The sequence below is a fragment of the Streptomyces sp. NPDC046977 genome (genome assembly GCF_040644455.1).
Taxonomy (GTDB): Bacteria; Actinomycetota; Actinomycetes; order Streptomycetales; family Streptomycetaceae; genus Actinacidiphila.
Window position 1 is genome coordinate 178356 of the sequence record NZ_JBEYWO010000015.1, and the last position, 18061, is coordinate 196416.

1 protein-coding gene (running past one end of the window) is annotated in these 18061 nt (G+C 74.6%); it reads left to right on the forward strand.

Features of this window, described 5'->3' with window-relative positions; all coding sequences use genetic code 11:
• Positions 1-18061: the 5' portion of an SDR family NAD(P)-dependent oxidoreductase gene (locus ABZ883_RS22800; protein ID WP_360908798.1), read on the forward strand. 9497 nt of this gene lie beyond the right edge of the window; 18061 of the gene's 27558 nt are visible here — the first part of the coding sequence; it begins with the start codon at positions 1-3; its stop codon lies off the right edge, out of view.

Here is an 18061-nt window from a genome sequence, read left to right on the forward strand (position 1 = left end):
ATGGGTGAGGTTCCAATGGCAGATCAGGACAAGATCCTCGGCTACCTGAAGCGGGTGACGGCCGATCTGCACCAGACCCGGCAGCGGCTCCGCGAGGTCGAGTCGGCGGAGCCGGAGCCGATCGCGATCGTCGGCATGAGCTGCAGGTTCCCCGGCGGCATCACGTCGCCGGAGGGCCTGTGGGACCTGGTCGCCCAGGGCCGCGACGCCATCACCGACTTCCCGTCCGACCGCGGCTGGGACATCGACTCGCTGTACGACGCCGACCCCGACCAGGAGGGCACCAGCTACACCCGCGAGGGCGGATTCCTCAACGGCGTCGGGGAGTTCGACGCCGCGTTCTTCGGGATCAGCCCTCGCGAGACCCTCGGCATGGACCCTCAGCAGCGCCTGCTGCTGGAGACCGCCTGGGAGACCTTCGAGCGGGCCGGGGTCGACCCGGGCACGCTGCGCGGCAGCAAGGCCGGTGTGTTCATCGGCACCAACGGCCAGGACTATCCCGAGATGCTGCACGACGTCCCCAAGGGCGTCGAGGGATACCTGATGACCGGCAACGCGGCCAGCGTCATCTCCGGCCGCCTGTCGTACACCTTCGGGCTCGAGGGCCCTGCCGTCACCGTCGACACCGCCTGCTCCGCCTCGCTCGTCGCGCTGCACCTGGCCGTCCAGGCGCTGCGCAACGACGAGTGCACGATCGCCCTCGCGGGCGGCGTCACCGTCATGTCGAGCCCGCGCGCCTTCATCCAGTTCAGCCGGCAGCGCGGGCTGGCCCCCGACGGCCGCTGCAAGCCGTTCGCCGACGGCGCCGACGGCACGGGCTGGGGCGAGGGCGTCGGCATGCTGCTCGTCGAGCGGCTCTCCGACGCCCGCCGCAACGGGCACCCCGTGCTGGCGATCGTCCGCGGCTCCGCCATCAACCAGGACGGCGCCAGCAACGGCCTCACCGCCCCCAACGGCCCGTCCCAGCAGCGCGTCATCCGCCAGGCGCTGACCAACGCCGGGCTGAGCCCCGCGCAGGTCGACGTCGTCGAGGCGCACGGCACCGGCACCACCCTCGGCGACCCCATCGAGGCGCAGGCGATCCTCGCCACCTACGGCCAGAACCGTCCCGACGGGCGCCCGCTGTGGCTGGGCTCGGTCAAGTCCAACATCGGCCACACGCAGGCCGCCGCCGGTGTCGCGGGCATCATCAAGATGGTGCAGGCGATCCGGCACGGCGTCCTGCCCAAGTCGCTCCACATCGACGCGCCCTCCACCAACGTCGACTGGACCTCCGGCGACGTCGCCCTGCTCACCGAGTCGGTGCCGTGGCCCGCGACCGGGCAGCCGCGCCGCGCCGGCATCTCCTCCTTCGGCGTCAGCGGCACCAACGCGCACACCGTCATCGAGGAGGCCCCGAGCGCCGACGAGCCGCAGGAGCCCGCCGACGACGCCGCCGCCCCCGCGGCCGAGGCCGTCCAGGGCGCCGACGGCCCGGTGCCGCTGCTGCTGTCCGGCCACGGCGACACCGCCCTGCGCGCACAGGCGGAGCGCCTCGCCGCCCACCTGCGCGCCCACCCCGAACTGGCCGCCGACGCCGCGGGCCTGACCGACCTCGGCTTCTCGCTCGCCACGAGCCGCGCTGCCCTGGACCGCCGGGCCGTGCTGTTCCCCGCCGACCGCCAGGCCCTGCTCGCCGGCCTCGACCTGCTGGCGGATGCCGACCGCACCGAGCAGCCCGCGGAGGCCGTCCTCGGCACGGCGGGCGAGGGCAAGACCGCGTTCCTCTTCACCGGACAGGGCAGCCAGCGCCCCGGCATGGGCCGCGACCTGTACGCGACCCACCCGGGCTTCGCGCGCGCCCTGGACGAGGTCCGCGACGAGCTCGACCGGCACCTCGACATCCCGCTGTACGACGTGCTGTTCGCGCCGCAGGACAGCCCGCGCGCCGCCCTGCTGGACCAGACCGCCTACGCCCAGACCGCCCTGTTCGCGGTCGAGGTCGCCCTCTTCCGCCAGCTGGAACAGTGGGGCGTGGCCCCCGACTTCCTCATCGGCCACTCCATCGGCGAACTGGCCGCCGCCCACGTCTCCGGCGTCCTCACCCTGCCCGACGCGGCCCGCCTGGTCGCCGCCCGCGGTCGGCTGATGCAGGCGCTGCCCACCGGCGGCGCCATGATCGCCGTCGAGGCCGCCGAGGAGGAAGTGACGCTGCTGCTCACCGGCCGCGTGGGCATCGCCGCCGTCAACGGCCCGCGCTCCGTCGTCGTCTCCGGCGAGGAGGACGCCGCCGAGGCCATTGCAGAGGAACTGCGCGCCCAGGGCCGCAGGACCAAGCGCCTGACGGTCAGCCACGCCTTCCACTCCCCGCTGATGGACGGCATGCTGGAGGCGTTCCGCGACATCGCCGGGACCATTGACTACCGGCCGCCGGTCATCCCGATCGTCTCCAACCTCACCGGCGCCTCCGTCACCGCCGACGAGATCGGCACCGCCGACTACTGGGTCCGCCACGTCCGCGAGGCCGTCCGCTTCCACGACGGCGTGCGCCGGCTGGCCGCGCAGGGCGTCACCGCCTTCGTCGAGGTGGGACCCGGGGGCGTGCTGACGGCCCTCGCCCAGGAGTGCGTCGACGACCCGGACGCCCTGTTCGTGCCCGTGCTGCGTGCGGACCGCGCCGAACCGGCCGCCCTGGCCGGCGCCGTCGCCCAGGCCCACGTGCACGGTGTCGCCGTCGACTGGCGGGCCGTGTTCGCGGGCCGCGGCGCCGGCCGCGTGGACCTGCCCACGTACGCCTTCCAGCGCGAGCTGTTCTGGCCCGAGCAGCCCACCGCCTGGGCGGGCGACGTCACCGCCGTCGGCATCGGCTCCGCCGACCACCCGCTGCTGGGCGCGGCCATCGCCCTGGCCGGCGGCGACGGCCACCTCTTCACCGGCCGGCTCTCGCTCGCCACCCACCCCTGGCTCGCCGACCACACGGTGATGGACACCGTGCTGCTGCCCGGCACCGCCATGGTCGAACTCGCCCTCCAGGCCGGCGACCACACCGGCTGCCCCCTGCTGGACGAACTCACCCTCGAAGCGCCGCTCGCGCTGCCCCCGCACGGCGGCGTGCAGATCCAGCTCGCCGTCGGCGCGCCCGACGCCGAGGGACGCCGCGCGCTCACCCTGCACTCGCGTCCCGAGGACGCGGCGGACGACACCTGGGGCGAGGGCGCCTGGACCCGCCACGCCACCGGTGTCCTCGCCCCCGCCGCGCCGGGCGCCACCGCGCCCGCGGGCGACCTCGCCGCCTGGCCGCCCGCGGGCGCCGACGAGGTCGTCGTCGACGGCCTGTACGACTACCTGACGGAGTCCGGCTTCGCCTACGGCCCCGTCTTCCAGGGCCTGACCGCCGCCTGGCAGCGCGGCGACGAGGTGTTCGCCGAGGTCCGCCTGCCGCAGCAGGCGCACGCCGAGGCCGGACTGTTCGGCGTCCACCCCGCGCTGCTGGACGCGGCCCTGCACGCCGTCGGCATCGGGTCGCTCCTGGAGGACACCGAGCACGGCAGGCTCCCGTTCTCCTGGAGCGGTGTCGCCCTCCACGCCGTCGGCGCCCGCGCCCTGCGGGTCCGCCTCGCGCCCGCGGGCAACGACACCGTCTCCGTCACCCTCGCCGACGAGACCGGCGCCCCCGTCGCTTCCGTCGACGGGCTGCTGCTGCGGCCGGTCTCGCCCGAGCAGGTCCACGCCGCGCGCACGGCCTTCCACGAGTCGCTGTTCCGCGTCGAGTGGACGGGCGTCCCGGCGCCCGCCGCGACCACCGTCGCCGCCGGCCAGTGGGCCGTGCTGGGCGAGGCGGGCGGCGCGTTCACGGACGCCCTGCCCACCGCGGCCGTCCACGCCGGCCTCGACGCGCTCGGCGCCGCCCTGGCGGCCGGCGGGCCCGTCCCGCAGGCCGTCGTCGTGCCCTTCGGCGACGGCGGGGAGACCTCCCTCGACGCCGACCTGCCGGGCGCCGTCCGCACCGCCCTGCACGACGCCCTCGTGCTCGCCCAGGCCTGGCTCGCCGACGACCGCTTCGCCGCCTCCCGCCTGGTGTTCGTCACCCGCGGCGCCGTCGCCACCACGGCCGGATCCGACGTCGCCGACCTCGCCCACGCTCCGCTGTGGGGCATGCTGCGCTCCGCCCAGTCCGAGCACCCCGACCGCTTCGTCCTGGCCGACCTGGACGGACGCGAGGAGTCCCTGCGCGCCCTGCCCGGCGCGCTCGCCCTCGCCACCGCGGAACCCCAACTCGCCGTCCGCGACGGCAAGGTTCTCGTACCCCGCCTGACGCGGGTCGCCGCCACGCCCGAGCAGCAGGCGCCCGCCCTCGACCCCGACGGCACCGCCCTCGTCACCGGCGCCACCGGCACCCTCGGCGGGCTCGTCGCCCGCGACCTCGTCACCCGGCACGGCATACGCCGGCTGCTGCTGACCAGCCGCCGCGGCGAGGCCGCCCCCGGCGCCGCCGAACTCCTCGCCGACCTGCGCGAGCTGGGCGCCGAGGTCACCCTCGCCGCCTGCGACACCGCCGACCGCGACGCGCTGGCCGCACTGCTCGACTCCGTACCGGCCGAGCACCCCCTGACGGCCGTCGTGCACACCGCGGGCGTCCTCGACGACGGCATCCTCGAAGCGCTCACCCCCGAGCGCGTCGACCGCGTCCTGCCCGCCAAGGTCGACGCCGCCGTGCACCTGCACGAGCTGACCCGCGACAACGACCTCGCCGCCTTCGTCCTGTTCTCCGCCGCCGCCGGCACCCTCGGCGGTCCCGGCCAGGCCAACTACGCCGCCGCCAACGCCTTCCTCGACGCGCTCGCCCACCGCCGCCACGCCGAGGGGCTGCCCGCCACCGCGCTCGCCTGGGGCCTGTGGGCCGAACGCAGCGGCATGACCGCCGACCTCGCCGACACCGACCTGGAGCGGATCTCCCGCGCCGGCGTGGCCGCGCTCTCCTCCGAGCAGGGCCTGGCGCTGCTCGACACCGCCCGCGCCGTCGGCGAGCCCACCGCCGTCCCCATGCACCTGGACCTGGCGTCCCTGCGCCAGGCCGACGCGAGCATGGTGCCCGCCCTGCTGCGCGCACTCGTCCGCCCTGCGGCCCGCCGCGCCGCCGACACCGCCGAGGCCGCCCCGGCCGGCGGGCTCGCCGGCCGGCTCCTGCCGCTGACCCCCGCCGAGCGCGACCGCCTCCTGCTGGACACCGTCCGCGTCCAGGTCGCCGCCGTCCTCGGCTTCCCCGGCCCCGAGGCCGTCGACCCGGCACGCGCCTTCAAGGAACTCGGCTTCGACTCGCTGACCGCCGTCGAACTGCGCAACCGCCTCGGCTCGGCGACCGGGGTGCGCCTGCCCGCCACCCTCGTCTTCGACTACCCGACCCCGAACGCGCTCGTCGCGTTCCTGCGCACCGAACTCCTCGGCGCCGAAGCCGACTCCGCCCCGGTCAAGGTCGTCACCACCGTCACCGCGACCGACGACGAGCCGATCGCCATCGTCGGCATGAGCTGCCGCTACCCGGGCGGAGTCACCACCCCCGACGAGCTGTGGCAGCTCGTCGCCGGCTCGGTCGACGCCATCACCCCGTTCCCCACCGACCGCGGCTGGAACCTCGCCGCGCTCTACGACGCCGACCCCGGACGGGCGGGCACCAGCTACACCCGCGAGGGCGGCTTCCTCCACGACGCCGCCGACTTCGACCCGGACTTCTTCGGCATCAACCCGCGCGAAGCCCTCGCCATGGACCCGCACCAGCGGCTGCTGCTGGAGACGTCCTGGGAGGCCTTCGAGCGCGCCGGCATCGACCCCACCTCGATGCGCGGCAGCCGCACCGGCGTCTACGCCGGCGTGATGTACCACGACTACCTGACCCGGCTGGCCGCGCTTCCCGAGGGCCTGGAGGGCTACCTCGGCACCGGCACTGCGGGCAGCGTCGCCTCCGGCCGCGTCTCGTACACCCTCGGCCTGGAGGGCCCGGCCGTCACCGTCGACACCGCGTGCTCCTCCTCGCTGGTCGCCCTGCACCTGGCCGTCCAGGCGCTGCGCAGCGGCGAGTGCGACATGGCCCTCGCCGGCGGCGTCACGGTCATGTCGACCCCCGACACCTTCATCGACTTCAGCCGCCAGCGCGGCCTGTCCACCAACGGCCGCTGCAAGTCCTTCTCCGCCGACGCCGACGGCACCGGCTGGGCCGAGGGCGCCGGCATGCTCCTCGTCGAACGGCTCTCCGACGCCCGCCGCAACGGCCACCGCGTCCTCGCCGTCGTCCGCGGCACCGCCGTCAACCAGGACGGCGCCAGCAACGGCCTCACCGCGCCCAACGGCCCCTCCCAGCAGCGCGTCATCCGCGCCGCGTTGGCCGGGGCGGGCCTGACGACCGCCGACGTCGACGCCGTCGAGGCGCACGGCACGGGCACCACGCTCGGCGACCCCATCGAGGCGCAGGCGCTGCTCGCCACCTACGGCCAGGGCCGCGCCGCGGACCAGCCGCTGCGCCTGGGCTCCATCAAGTCCAACATCGGCCACACCCAGGCCGCCGCCGGCGCCGCCGGCATCATCAAGATGATCCTCGCCATGCGGCACGGCGTCCTGCCGCAGTCCCTGCACATCGGCGAGCCGTCCCCGCACATCGACTGGTCCGCCGGCGCCGTCTCCCTGCTGACGGAGGCCGAGCCCTGGCCGGCGGCGGACCGCCCCCGCCGCGCGGGCATCTCCTCCTTCGGCGTCAGCGGCACCAATGCGCACGTCATCATCGAGGAGCCCCCCGCCGACGCCGCCGACGTCACCGCGGTCGCCCCGGCGGCCGTCCCCGCGACCGCCCCGCTGCCCTTCGTACTGTCCGGCCGCACCCCCGCTGCGCTGCGCGCCCAGGCCGCCCGCCTGGCCGCCCACCTCGCCGAGCGGCCCGAGGCCGCCCCCGCCGACGTGGCGCTGTCGCTGGCCACCACCCGCACCGCCCTGGACCGCCGGGCCGCCGTCGTCGCCCACGACCGCGACGGGCTGTTCGCCGGCCTCGCCGCGCTCGCCGGGGACCAGGACGGCGCCCACGTCGTCCGGCACACCGCCGCCGACGGCAGGACCGCGATCCTGTTCACCGGACAGGGCAGCCAGCGCCCCGGCATGGGCCGTGAACTGTACGACACCCACGCCGTGTTCGCCGCCGCGCTGGACGCCGTGTGCGAGGAGTTCGCCCCGTACCTCGAACGCCCCCTGAAGGACGTGCTGTTCGCGTCCGACGGCGACGAACTCGACCGCACCGCGTACACCCAGCCCGCCCTTTTCGCCCTGGAGACCGCGCTCTACCGGCTCGTCGAGTCCTGGGGCGTCCGCCCCGACTACGTCTCCGGCCACTCCATCGGCGAGATCACCGCGGCCCACGTCGCCGGTGTCCTCACGCTCCCCGACGCGGCCCGGCTCGTCGCCGCCCGCGGACGGCTCATGCAGGCCCTGCCCGAGGGCGGCGCCATGATCGCCCTGGCGGCCGCCGAGGACGAGGTGCTGCCGCTGCTGGCCGGCCACGAGGACCGGATCGGCATCGCCGCCGTCAACGCCGCCGACGCCGTCGTCATCTCCGGCGAGGAGACCCTCGCCCTGGAGATCGCGGCCGAGTTCGAGCGCCGCGGCCGCCGCACCCGGCGCCTGACCGTCAGCCACGCCTTCCACTCCCCGCTGATGGACGGCATGCTCGACGCCTTCCGCGACGTCGCCGAATCGCTGACCTACCACCGGGCGACCATCCCCGTCGTCAGCAACCTCACCGGGCGGCTCGCCGGCGACGAACTGGCCACCGCCGGCCACTGGGTCGCGCACGTCCGCGAGGCCGTCCGCTTCCTCGACGGCATCCGCGCCCTGGACGCCGAACACGTCACCACCTACCTCGAACTCGGCCCCCAGGGCGTGCTGTCCGGCCTCGGCCGCGACTGCCTCCCCGAGACCGCCGACCCCGCCGACGCCCCCGTCTTCCTGCCCGCCCTGCGCCGCGACCGCGGCGAGGCCGAGGCCCTGACCGAGGCCCTGGCCGCCGCCCACACCCGGGGCATCGCGGTCGACTGGCAGGCGTACTTCGCCGGGACCGCCGCGCAGCGCACCGAGCTGCCCACCTACGCCTTCCAGCGGGAACGGTTCTGGCTGGAGACGCCGGCCGGATTCGTCGGCGACGTCGAGTCCGCCGGTCTGGGCGCCGCCCACCACCCGCTGCTCGGCGCCGCTGTCGCCCTCGCCGACGGCGAGGGGTTCCTGCTGACAGGCCGCCTCTCCCTCGACACCCACCCCTGGCTCGCCGACCACGCCGTCATGGGCTCCGTCCTCCTGCCCGGCACCGCCTTCGTCGAACTCGCCGTCCGCGCGGGCGACCAGGCCGGCTGCGACCTGCTGGAGGAACTCACCCTCGAAGCCCCCCTCGTCCTCGCGCCCGGCGCCGTCGTCCGCATCCAGCTCGCCGTCGGCGCCCCCGACACGACCGGACGCCGCGCCCTGGACGTGTGGTCCACCGACCACGACGCCCCCGCCGACGAGCCGTGGACCCGGCACGCCACCGGCCTGCTCGCCGGCGGAGCGCCCGCCCCCGCCTTCGACCTCGCCGCCTGGCCCCCGCAGGGCGCCGAAGCCGTCGGCGTCGACGGCCTGTACGAGCACCTCGGCCAGGGCGGCTTCGCCTACGGCCCGCTCTTCCAGGGCCTGCGCGCCGCTTGGGTTGCCGGCGACGACGTCTACGCCGAAGTCGCGCTGCCCGACGACCAGCAGGGCGAGGCCGCCCGCTTCGGCCTGCACCCGGCACTGCTCGACGCCGCCTTGCACGGCACCTTCGTCCAGCCCGCCCCCGACGGCGAACGCCCCGGCCGGTTGCCCTTCTCCTGGCGCCAGGTGTCCCTGCACGCAGCCGGCGCCTCCGCACTGCGCGTCCACCTCACCAGCAGCGGCGAGGACACCCTCTCCCTGCTCATCGCCGACACCACCGGCGCACCCGTCGCCACCGTCGGCAGCCTCATGGTGCGGCCGGTCGCCGCAGGCCAGATCGGCGGCGGCGCGCGTTCCGCCCACCACGAGTCCCTGTACCGCGTCGACTGGGCCACCCTGCCCCTGCCCGCCGACGCCCCCGCCGCCGGCGCGCCGTGGGCCTGTGTCGGGCCGGACGCGCTGGACGTCCCCGGCGTCGAGACCACCGCCCACAGCGGCCTGGACGCCCTCACCGCCGCCATCGAGGCGGCCAGTGCCCCCGCGCCCGCGTACGTCCTCGCCCACCTCGCCCGCGCCGCGGCCCCCGACACCCTTGCGGACTCCGCGCACAGCGCCGCACATGAGGCGCTGGCCCTGGTCAAGGACTGGCTCGCCGACGACCGGCTCGCCGCCTCCCGCCTGGTGCTCGTCACCCGGGGCGCCGTCGCCACCCAGAGCGACTGGGACGTCGCCGACCTCGCCCACGCGGCCGTGTGGGGCCTGGTCCGCACCGCGCAGTCCGAGAACCCCGACCGGTTCGTCCTCGTCGACCTCGACGGCGACCCCGCCTCCGCGCAGGCGCTGCCCGCGGCCCTCGCCACCGGCGAACCCCAACTCGCCGTCCGCCGCGGCACCGTCCACGCGCCCCGCCTGGCCCGGGTGCCCGCCACGACAGCGCTGACCCCGCCCGCGGACACCACCGCCTGGCGCATGGACATCCAGGACAAGGGCACCCTGGACAACCTCACCCTGCTGCCCAGCCCCGAGTCCGAGGCACCGCTGGAGCCCGGCCAGGTCCGCGTCGCCGTCCGCGCCGCCGGCCTCAACTTCCGTGACGTCCTCAACGCCCTCGGCATGTACCCGGGCGACCCGGGCCTCATGGGCAGTGAGGGCGCCGGCCTCGTCGTGGAGACCGGCCCCGGCGTCACCGACCTCGCCCCCGGCGACCGTGTGATGGGCATGCTGCCGGGTGCGTTCGGCCCGCTGGCCGTCGTCGACCGGCGCATGGTCGCGCCGATGCCGGACGGCTGGACCTTCGCCGAGGCGGCGTCGGTGCCGATCGTCTTCATGACGGCGTACTACGCGCTCCACGACCTCGCGGGACTGCACGGCGGTGAGTCCGTCCTCATCCAGGCGGCCGCGGGCGGCGTCGGCATGGCCGCCGTCCAGCTCGCCCGCCACTGGGGCGCCGAGGTGTACGCCACCGCCAGCCCCGGCAAGTGGGACACCCTGCGCGGACTCGGCCTCACCGACGACCGCATCGCCTCCTCCCGCACCCTCGACTTCGAGGACGCCTTCCGCACCGCCACCGGTGGGCGGGGTGTCGACGTCGTCCTGGATTCCCTGGCGCGGGAGTTCGTGGATGCCTCGCTGCGGCTGCTGCCGCGAGGCGGACGCTTCGTGGAGATGGGCAAGACCGACGTCCGCTCGCCCGAGGACGTCGCCGCTGCCCACCCCGGCGTCGCCTACCAGGCCTTCGACCTGACCGAGGCCGGCCTCGACCGCATCCAGGAGATGCTCACCGAGCTGCTGGTCCTCTTCGACGCCGGCGCCCTGCGGCCGGTCCCGGTCTCCGCCTGGGACCTGCGCCAGGCCCCCGAGGCCTTCCGGTACCTCAGCCAGGCCCGCCACGTCGGCAAGATCGTGCTGACCCTGCCCACCGGCTGGGACCCCGAGGGCACCGTCCTCATCACCGGCGGCACCGGCACCCTCGGCGCGCTCGTCGCCCGGCACGCCGTCACCGCGCGCGGGGCCCGCCACCTGCTGCTCACCAGCCGCCGCGGCGAATCCGCGGCCGGAGCCCGTGAACTCGCCGATGAACTGCGCGAGCTGGGCGCCGAGGTCACCCTCGCCGCCTGCGACACCGCCGACCGCGACGCGCTGGCCGCGCTGCTCGACTCCGTACCGGCCGAGCACCCTCTGACGGCCGTCGTGCACACCGCGGGCGTCCTCGACGACGGCGTCCTGGACTCCCTCACCCCGGAGCGGCTCGACACCGTCCTGCGTCCGAAGGCCGACGCGGCGCTCCACCTGCACGAGCTCACCCGCCGGTTCGACCTCGCGGACTTCGTCCTCTTCTCCTCCGCCGCGGGCACCTTCGGCGGCGCCGGCCAGGCCAACTACGCCGCCGCCAACGCCTTCCTCGACGCCCTCGCCCGCCACCGGCAGGCCCACGGCCTCGCCGGTACCTCCCTCGCGTGGGGACTGTGGGCCGAGGCCAGCGGCATGACCGGCGAACTCGACACCGCCGACAAGGACCGCATGACCCGCTCCGGGGTCCTCGGCCTGTCCTCCGACGAGGGCCTGGCCCTCCTCGACACCGCCCGCGGCACCGGCGACGCCCTCCTCGTCCCCATGCACCTCGACCTCGCGCCGCTGCGCCGGGCCGACGCGAGCATGGTGCCCCACCTCCTGCGCGGCCTGGTCCGCACCACGACCCGCCGCGCCGCCGCCGGGGCTCCCGCGGCAGGCGGCGGGACGCCGCTCGTGGAGCGGCTCGTCCGCCTGCCCGAGGACGAACGCGAAGCCCTCCTGCTCGACCTCGTCCGCGGCCAGGTCGCCGCCGTCCTCGGCCACGCCACCCCGGACGCCGTCGAACCCACCCGCGCGTTCAAGGACCTCGGCTTCGACTCGCTGACCGCCGTCGAGTTCCGCAACCGGCTCGGCGCGACCGCCGGCATCCGCCTGCCCGCCACCCTCGTCTTCGACTACCCGACGCCGATGGTGCTCGCCGGCTACCTCAAGGACGAACTCCTCGGCTCGCAGGCGGCGGTTGCCGCAGCGGCCGCCGCCGTCCCCGGCCGGGCCGCGAACGCCGCCGAGGCCGACGACCCCATCGCGATCGTCGCCATGAGCTGCCGCTTCCCCGGCGACGTCCGCACCCCCGAGGACCTCTGGAGCCTGCTCGCCGACGGCCGCGACGGCATCGGCCACCTCCCCACCGACCGCGGCTGGGACCTCGACGGCCTCTACAACCCCGACCCCGACAGCCCCGGCACCTCGTACGCCCGCGAAGGCGGCTTCTTCTACGACGCCCACCACTTCGACCCCGCGTTCTTCGGGATCAACCCGCGCGAGGCCCTGGCCATGGACCCCCAGCAGCGGCTGCTCCTGGAGACGTCCTGGGAGGCGTTCGAGCGGGCCGGCATCGACCCGGGCGACCTGCGCGGCCGCCAAGTCGGCGTGTTCGTCGGCCAGATGCACAACGACTACGTCTCGCGGCTGAACACGGTCCCCGAAGGCGTCGAGGGCTACCTCGGCACGGGCGGCTCCAGCAGCATCGCGTCGGGTCGCGTGTCGTACACCTTCGGCTTCGAGGGCCCGGCCGTCACCGTCGACACCGCGTGCTCGTCGTCGCTGGTCGCCCTGCACCTCGCCGCGCAGGCCCTGCGCAACGGCGAGTGCACGATCGCCCTCGCGGGCGGCGTCACCATCATCACCACCCCCGACGTCTTCACCGAGTTCAGCCGGCAGCGCGGCCTGGCCGCCGACGGCCGCTGCAAGCCCTTCGCGGCCGCCGCCGACGGCACCGCGTGGGGCGAGGGCGCCGGCATGCTGCTCGTGGAGCGGCTGTCGGACGCGCGCCGCAACGGCCACCCGGTCCTGGCGGTGGTCCGCGGCTCGGCGGTCAACCAGGACGGTGCGAGCAACGGCCTCACGGCCCCGAACGGCCCGTCCCAGCAGCGGGTGATCCGCGCCGCGCTCGCGAACGCCGGCCTGACGGCCGCGGACGTTGACGCGGTTGAGGCGCACGGTACGGGCACGACTCTGGGCGACCCGATCGAGGCCCAGGCGCTCCTGGCCACCTACGGCCGCGACAAGACCGAGGACCAGCCGCTGTGGCTGGGCTCCATCAAGTCCAACTTCGGCCACACGCAGGCCGCGGCCGGTGTCGCGGGCATCATCAAGATGGTCCTCGCGATGCAGCACGGCGTGCTGCCGGAGACCCTGCACGTGGACGCGCCCAGCCCGCACGTCGACTGGTCCGAGGGCGCGGTCTCGCTGCTGACCGAGCAGATGGACTGGCCCGAGACCGGTCGCCCGCGCCGTGCCGGCATCTCCTCGTTCGGCATGAGCGGCACCAATGCCCACGCCATCATCGAGCAGGCCCCCGACACGGTTTCGGCCCCGGTCCCGGCCCCGGCCCCGGCTGGGGACGTGCCCGCCGCGCGCACCCTCCCGTGGCTCCTCTCCGCCCGGACGCCGGAAGCGCTGCGCGCCCAGGCCGGCGCCCTGCACGCCCACGTCGAGGCCCACCCCGACGCCCGCCCCGCCGACATCGGCCACTCCCTCGTCACCAGCCGCGCCCTGTTCGACCAGCGTGCGGCGGTCGTGGCGGCGGACCGGGACGAGCTGCTGCGCGGCCTGGCCGCTCTGGCGGCGGATGCCACGTCGGGTTCGGTGACGCGGGGCGCCGCCGGTGCCGGGAAGCTGGCGTTCCTGTTCACGGGGCAGGGGAGTCAGCGGCTGGGGATGGGGCGTGAGTTGTACGACGCCTATCCGGTGTTTGCGCAGGCGCTGGACGCGGTGCGTGAACGGCTGGGTCTGGATGCGCTGTTCGGTGACGACGCGAAGGCGTTGGACCGTACGGAGTTCGCGCAGCCGGCGCTTTTCGCGGTGGAGGTCGCTCTCTTCCGGCTGCTGGAGTCCTGGGGTGTGAAGCCGGACTTCGTGTCCGGCCACTCCATCGGCGAGATCGCCGCCGCCCACGTTGCCGGTGTGCTGTCGCTTGAGGACGCGTGCACGCTGGTCGAGGCGCGTGGGCGGTTGATGCAGGCGCTGCCCACGGGCGGTGTGATGATCGCGGTGCAGGCGTCGGAGGACGAGGTCCTGCCGCTGCTCACCGAGCGTGTGAGCATCGCCACCGTCAACGGTCCGCAGGCGGTGGTGATTGCCGGTGACGAGGATGCCGCGGTCGCGATCGTGGAGTCCTTCGGCGACCGGAAGTCGAAGCGTCTGACGGTCAGTCATGCGTTCCACTCGCCGAACATGGACGGCATGCTCGACGCCTTCCGTGAGGTCGTGACAGGGCTCTCCTTCGAAGCCCCCCGTATCCCGGTCGTCTCGAACCTCACCGGTGCCGTCGTCACCGACGAGATGTCCTCGCCCGAGTTCTGGGTGCGCCATGTCCGTGAGGCCGTGCGCTTCCTGGCCGGTGTCCGTGCCCTGGAGGCCGCGGGCGTCACCACGTACCTCGAACTCGGCCCCGACGGTGTGCTGTCGGCCATGGCTCAGGAGTGCCTGACCGGCGAGAACGCCGCCTTCGCCCCGGCCCTGAGGAACGGCCGGCCGGAGGCCGAGACGCTGCTCACGGCAGTCGCGACCGCCCACGTCCGCGGTGTTCCCGTCGACTGGCAGACGTACTTCGCCCCCGACCGCCCCCAGCGCGTCGACCTGCCGACCTACGCCTTCCAGCGCTCCGTCTACTGGCTGGACGCGGGTCGCTCGCAGGGCGATGTCGCGTCGGCCGGTCTCGGTGCGGCGGATCACCCGTTGCTGGGTGCGGCGGTCGAGCTGCCGGATTCGGATGGGGTGGTGTTCACCGGTCGTCTGTCGCTGACGACGCATCCGTGGCTTGCGGATCATGCGGTCATGGGCTCGGTGTTGCTGCCGGGTACGGCCTTCGTCGAGTTGGCGGTGCGTGCGGGTGAGCTGGTCGGGTGTGAGGTTCTTGAGGATCTGACGCTTGAGGCGCCGTTGGTGCTGCCGGAGCACGGTGGTGTGCAGCTGCGGCTGTCGGTGGGTGCCGGTGACGGTGAGGGCCGGCGGGCGCTGGTGCTGCATTCGCGGTTCGAGGGTGCGGCGGAGGATGCGTCGTGGGTGCGGCATGCCGCTGGTGTGTTGGCCGAGCGAGGCGCGGTGCCGGGCTTCGAACTGGCGGTGTGGCCGCCGGTCGGGGCGGAGCCGGTCGCGATTGACGGTCTGTACGAGGGTCTGGCGGAGGCCGGGTTCGGTTACGGGCCGGTGTTCCGTGGTCTGCGGTCGGTGTGGCGTCTCGGTGACGACGTGTTCGCCGAGGTGCGGCTGCCGGAGTCGGTGGAGGCCGAGGCGGCTGCCTTCGGGCTGCATCCGGCGCTGCTCGACGCGGCGCTGCACGCGCTGGGCGTGAGTGCAACCGAAGGCGCGGACGGTGAGGCGAAGCTGCCGTTCTCCTGGCAGGGCGTGACCGTCCACGCCGTCGGCGCGTCCGCGCTGCGCGTGCGGTTCACCCCCGTCCACGGCGACGAGGTCGCCCTGCAGATCGCCGACACCACCGGTGCGCCGGTGGCGTCCGTGGCCGGCCTCGCACTCCGCGGCGTGAGCCGCGACCAGCTGAGCACGGCCCAGGACGCCACCCGCGACTCCCTGTTCCGCGTGGACTGGCCCGAGCTCCGGACCGCCGCTGCCGCCGGTTCCGTGGCGGACGACTGGATGCTGCTGGGCGCCGGATCCCAGGCGTTCGCCGACCTGGCGGCGCTGCGTGGTGTGGCCGCCGAGGGCGGGACCGTCCCGGCGGTGCTGGTCGTACCGTGCGTGACCGACGACCCGATGCGAGATGTCGTCGATGCGGCGCATGCCGCCGCGCAGTGGGCGCTGGATCTCGTGCAGGAGTGGCTGGGTGACGAGCGCTTCGGCGACTCGCGTCTGGTGTTCCTGACGCGTGGCGCCGTCGCGGCCCTGCCCGGTGAGGACGTGGCGGACCTCGCGCACGCCTCGCTGTGGGGCCTGGTGCGGTCGGCGCAGTCGGAGAACCCGGGCCGTTTCGGCCTGATGGACGTCGACACCGACATCAACTCGCTTTCCGTGGGCGTTCTGCCGAAGGCGCTGGCGACCGCCGAGGCCCAGTTGGCCGTACGCGGCGACACCCTCCGCGTGCCGCGACTGGCCGCCGCTGCCGCGGCCGGCGACACCGTCCCTGCGCTGGACGCACAGGGCACGGTGCTGGTGACGGGTGCCAGCGGTGAGCTGGGCGGTCTGTTCGTGCGTCATCTCGTGTCCGAGTACGGGGTGCGGGATCTGCTGCTGGTCAGCCGCCGTGGCGAGGACGCCCCGGGCGCGGCGGCCCTGTCCGCTGAACTGGCAGAGCTGGGTGCGTCGGTGTCGTGGGCGGCGTGCGATGTGGCGGACCGGGACGCCTTGGCCGGGCTGCTGGCGGAGCGGCCGCTGACGGCGGTGGTCCACACTGCCGGTGTCCTGGACGACGGTGTGGTCGGGTCGCTGACGGCGGAGCGTTTGTCGGCGGTGCTGCGTCCGAAGGTGGACGCTGCGTGGAATCTCCACGAGCTGACGCGGGACATGGATCTGTCGGCGTTCGTGCTGTTCTCCTCCGCTGCCGGTGTCTTCGGTGGCGCGGGTCAGGCGAACTACGCGGCGGCGAACGTCTTCCTGGACGCCCTCGCCGCGCACCGCAGGTCGCAGGGGCTGGCGGCGACGTCGCTGGCCTGGGGCCTGTGGGACGGCGGCATGGGCGGGGACCTGGGGGAGACCGATCGCGAACGGATCAACCGCGGCGGCATCACCGTACTGGCCCCTGAGACCGGCCTCGCCCTCTTCGACGCCTCGCAGCGCACGACCGAGCCGCTGCTCGTCCCGCTGCCGCTGGACATGCCCGCCCTGCGCCTCCAGGCGCGCAGCGGGATGCTGCCCGACCTGCTGCGCGGGCTCGTTCGCGTCCCGGCGCGACGGGCGGCCGCGCACGGTGCCGCGGCCGGCGCGTCCGCACTGCGTGAGCGGGTGGCCGGACTCGCCGAGAACGAGCGCCTCGCCGCGCTGCTGGACGTGGTGCGGGGTGAGGTGGCGGGTGTTCTGGGTCATGGTTCGGTCGACGAGGTGCCTGCGGACCGTGCGTTCAAGGAGCTGGGCTTCGACTCGCTGACCGCGGTGGAGTTGCGGAACCGGTTGGGTTCGGTGGCGGGTGTGCGGCTGCCGGCGACGCTGGTCTTCGACTACCCGACGGCCGGCGCGCTGGCGGAGTTCTTGCTGGGTGAGGTTCTGGGTCTGGTCGAGCAGCCGACTGGCGCGGCGTCGGTGCCGGTACGGGCCGGGGTGCTGGACGACGAGCCGATCGCGATCGTGGGCATGAGCTGCCGGTATCCGGGTGGGGTGGAGACCCCGGAGGATCTGTGGCGGCTGGTGGTCGGTGGCGGGGATGCCATCTCGGTGTTCCCGCAGGGTCGTGGGTGGGATCTGGACGCGCTGTTCGATCCGGACCCGGACGGCCGCGGGACGAGCTACACGCAGTCGGGTGGCTTCCTGCACGACGCGGGTCGCTTCGACCCTGCGTTCTTCGGGATCTCGCCGCGTGAGGCGGTGGCGATGGATCCGCAGCAGCGGCTGCTGCTGGAGACCTCGTGGGAGGCGTTCGAGCGGGCGGGCATCGACCCGGCCGCGATGCGCGGCAGCCGTACCGGCGTCTTCGCGGGCATCATGTACCACGACTACGCCACCCGGATCACCTCCGTGCCTGACGGCGTCGAGGGATACCTCGGCACCGGCAATTCCGGGAGCATCGCATCGGGCCGTGTGTCCTACGCGTTCGGGCTCGAGGGCCCGGCGGTCACGGTCGACACCGCGTGTTCGTCGTCGCTGGTGGCACTGCACTGGGCGATCCAGGCGCTGCGCAACGGCGAGTGCACGATGGCGCTCGCCGGTGGTGTGACGGTCATGGCGACGCCGGGCACCTTCACGGAGTTCAGCCGGCAGCGCGGCCTGGCCCCCGACGGCCGGATCAAGTCCTTCGCTGCGGCGGCGGACGGTACGAGCTGGGCCGAAGGCGCGGGCATGCTGCTCGTGGAGCGGCTGTCGGACGCGCGCCGCAACGGCCACCCGGTGCTGGCGGTGGTCCGCGGTTCGGCGATCAACCAGGACGGCGCGAGCAACGGTCTGACGGCGCCGAACGGTCCGTCGCAGCAGCGGGTGATCCGCGCCGCGCTCGCGAGCGCGGGCCTGTCGGGCGACGAGATCGACGCGGTCGAGGCGCACGGCACGGGCACGACCCTGGGTGACCCGATCGAGGCCCAGGCGCTCCTTGCCACTTACGGCCAGGAGCACAGTGACGAGCAGCCGCTCTGGATCGGCTCCATCAAGTCCAACATGGGCCACACCCAGGCCGCGGCCGGTGTCGCGGGCATCATCAAGATGATCATGG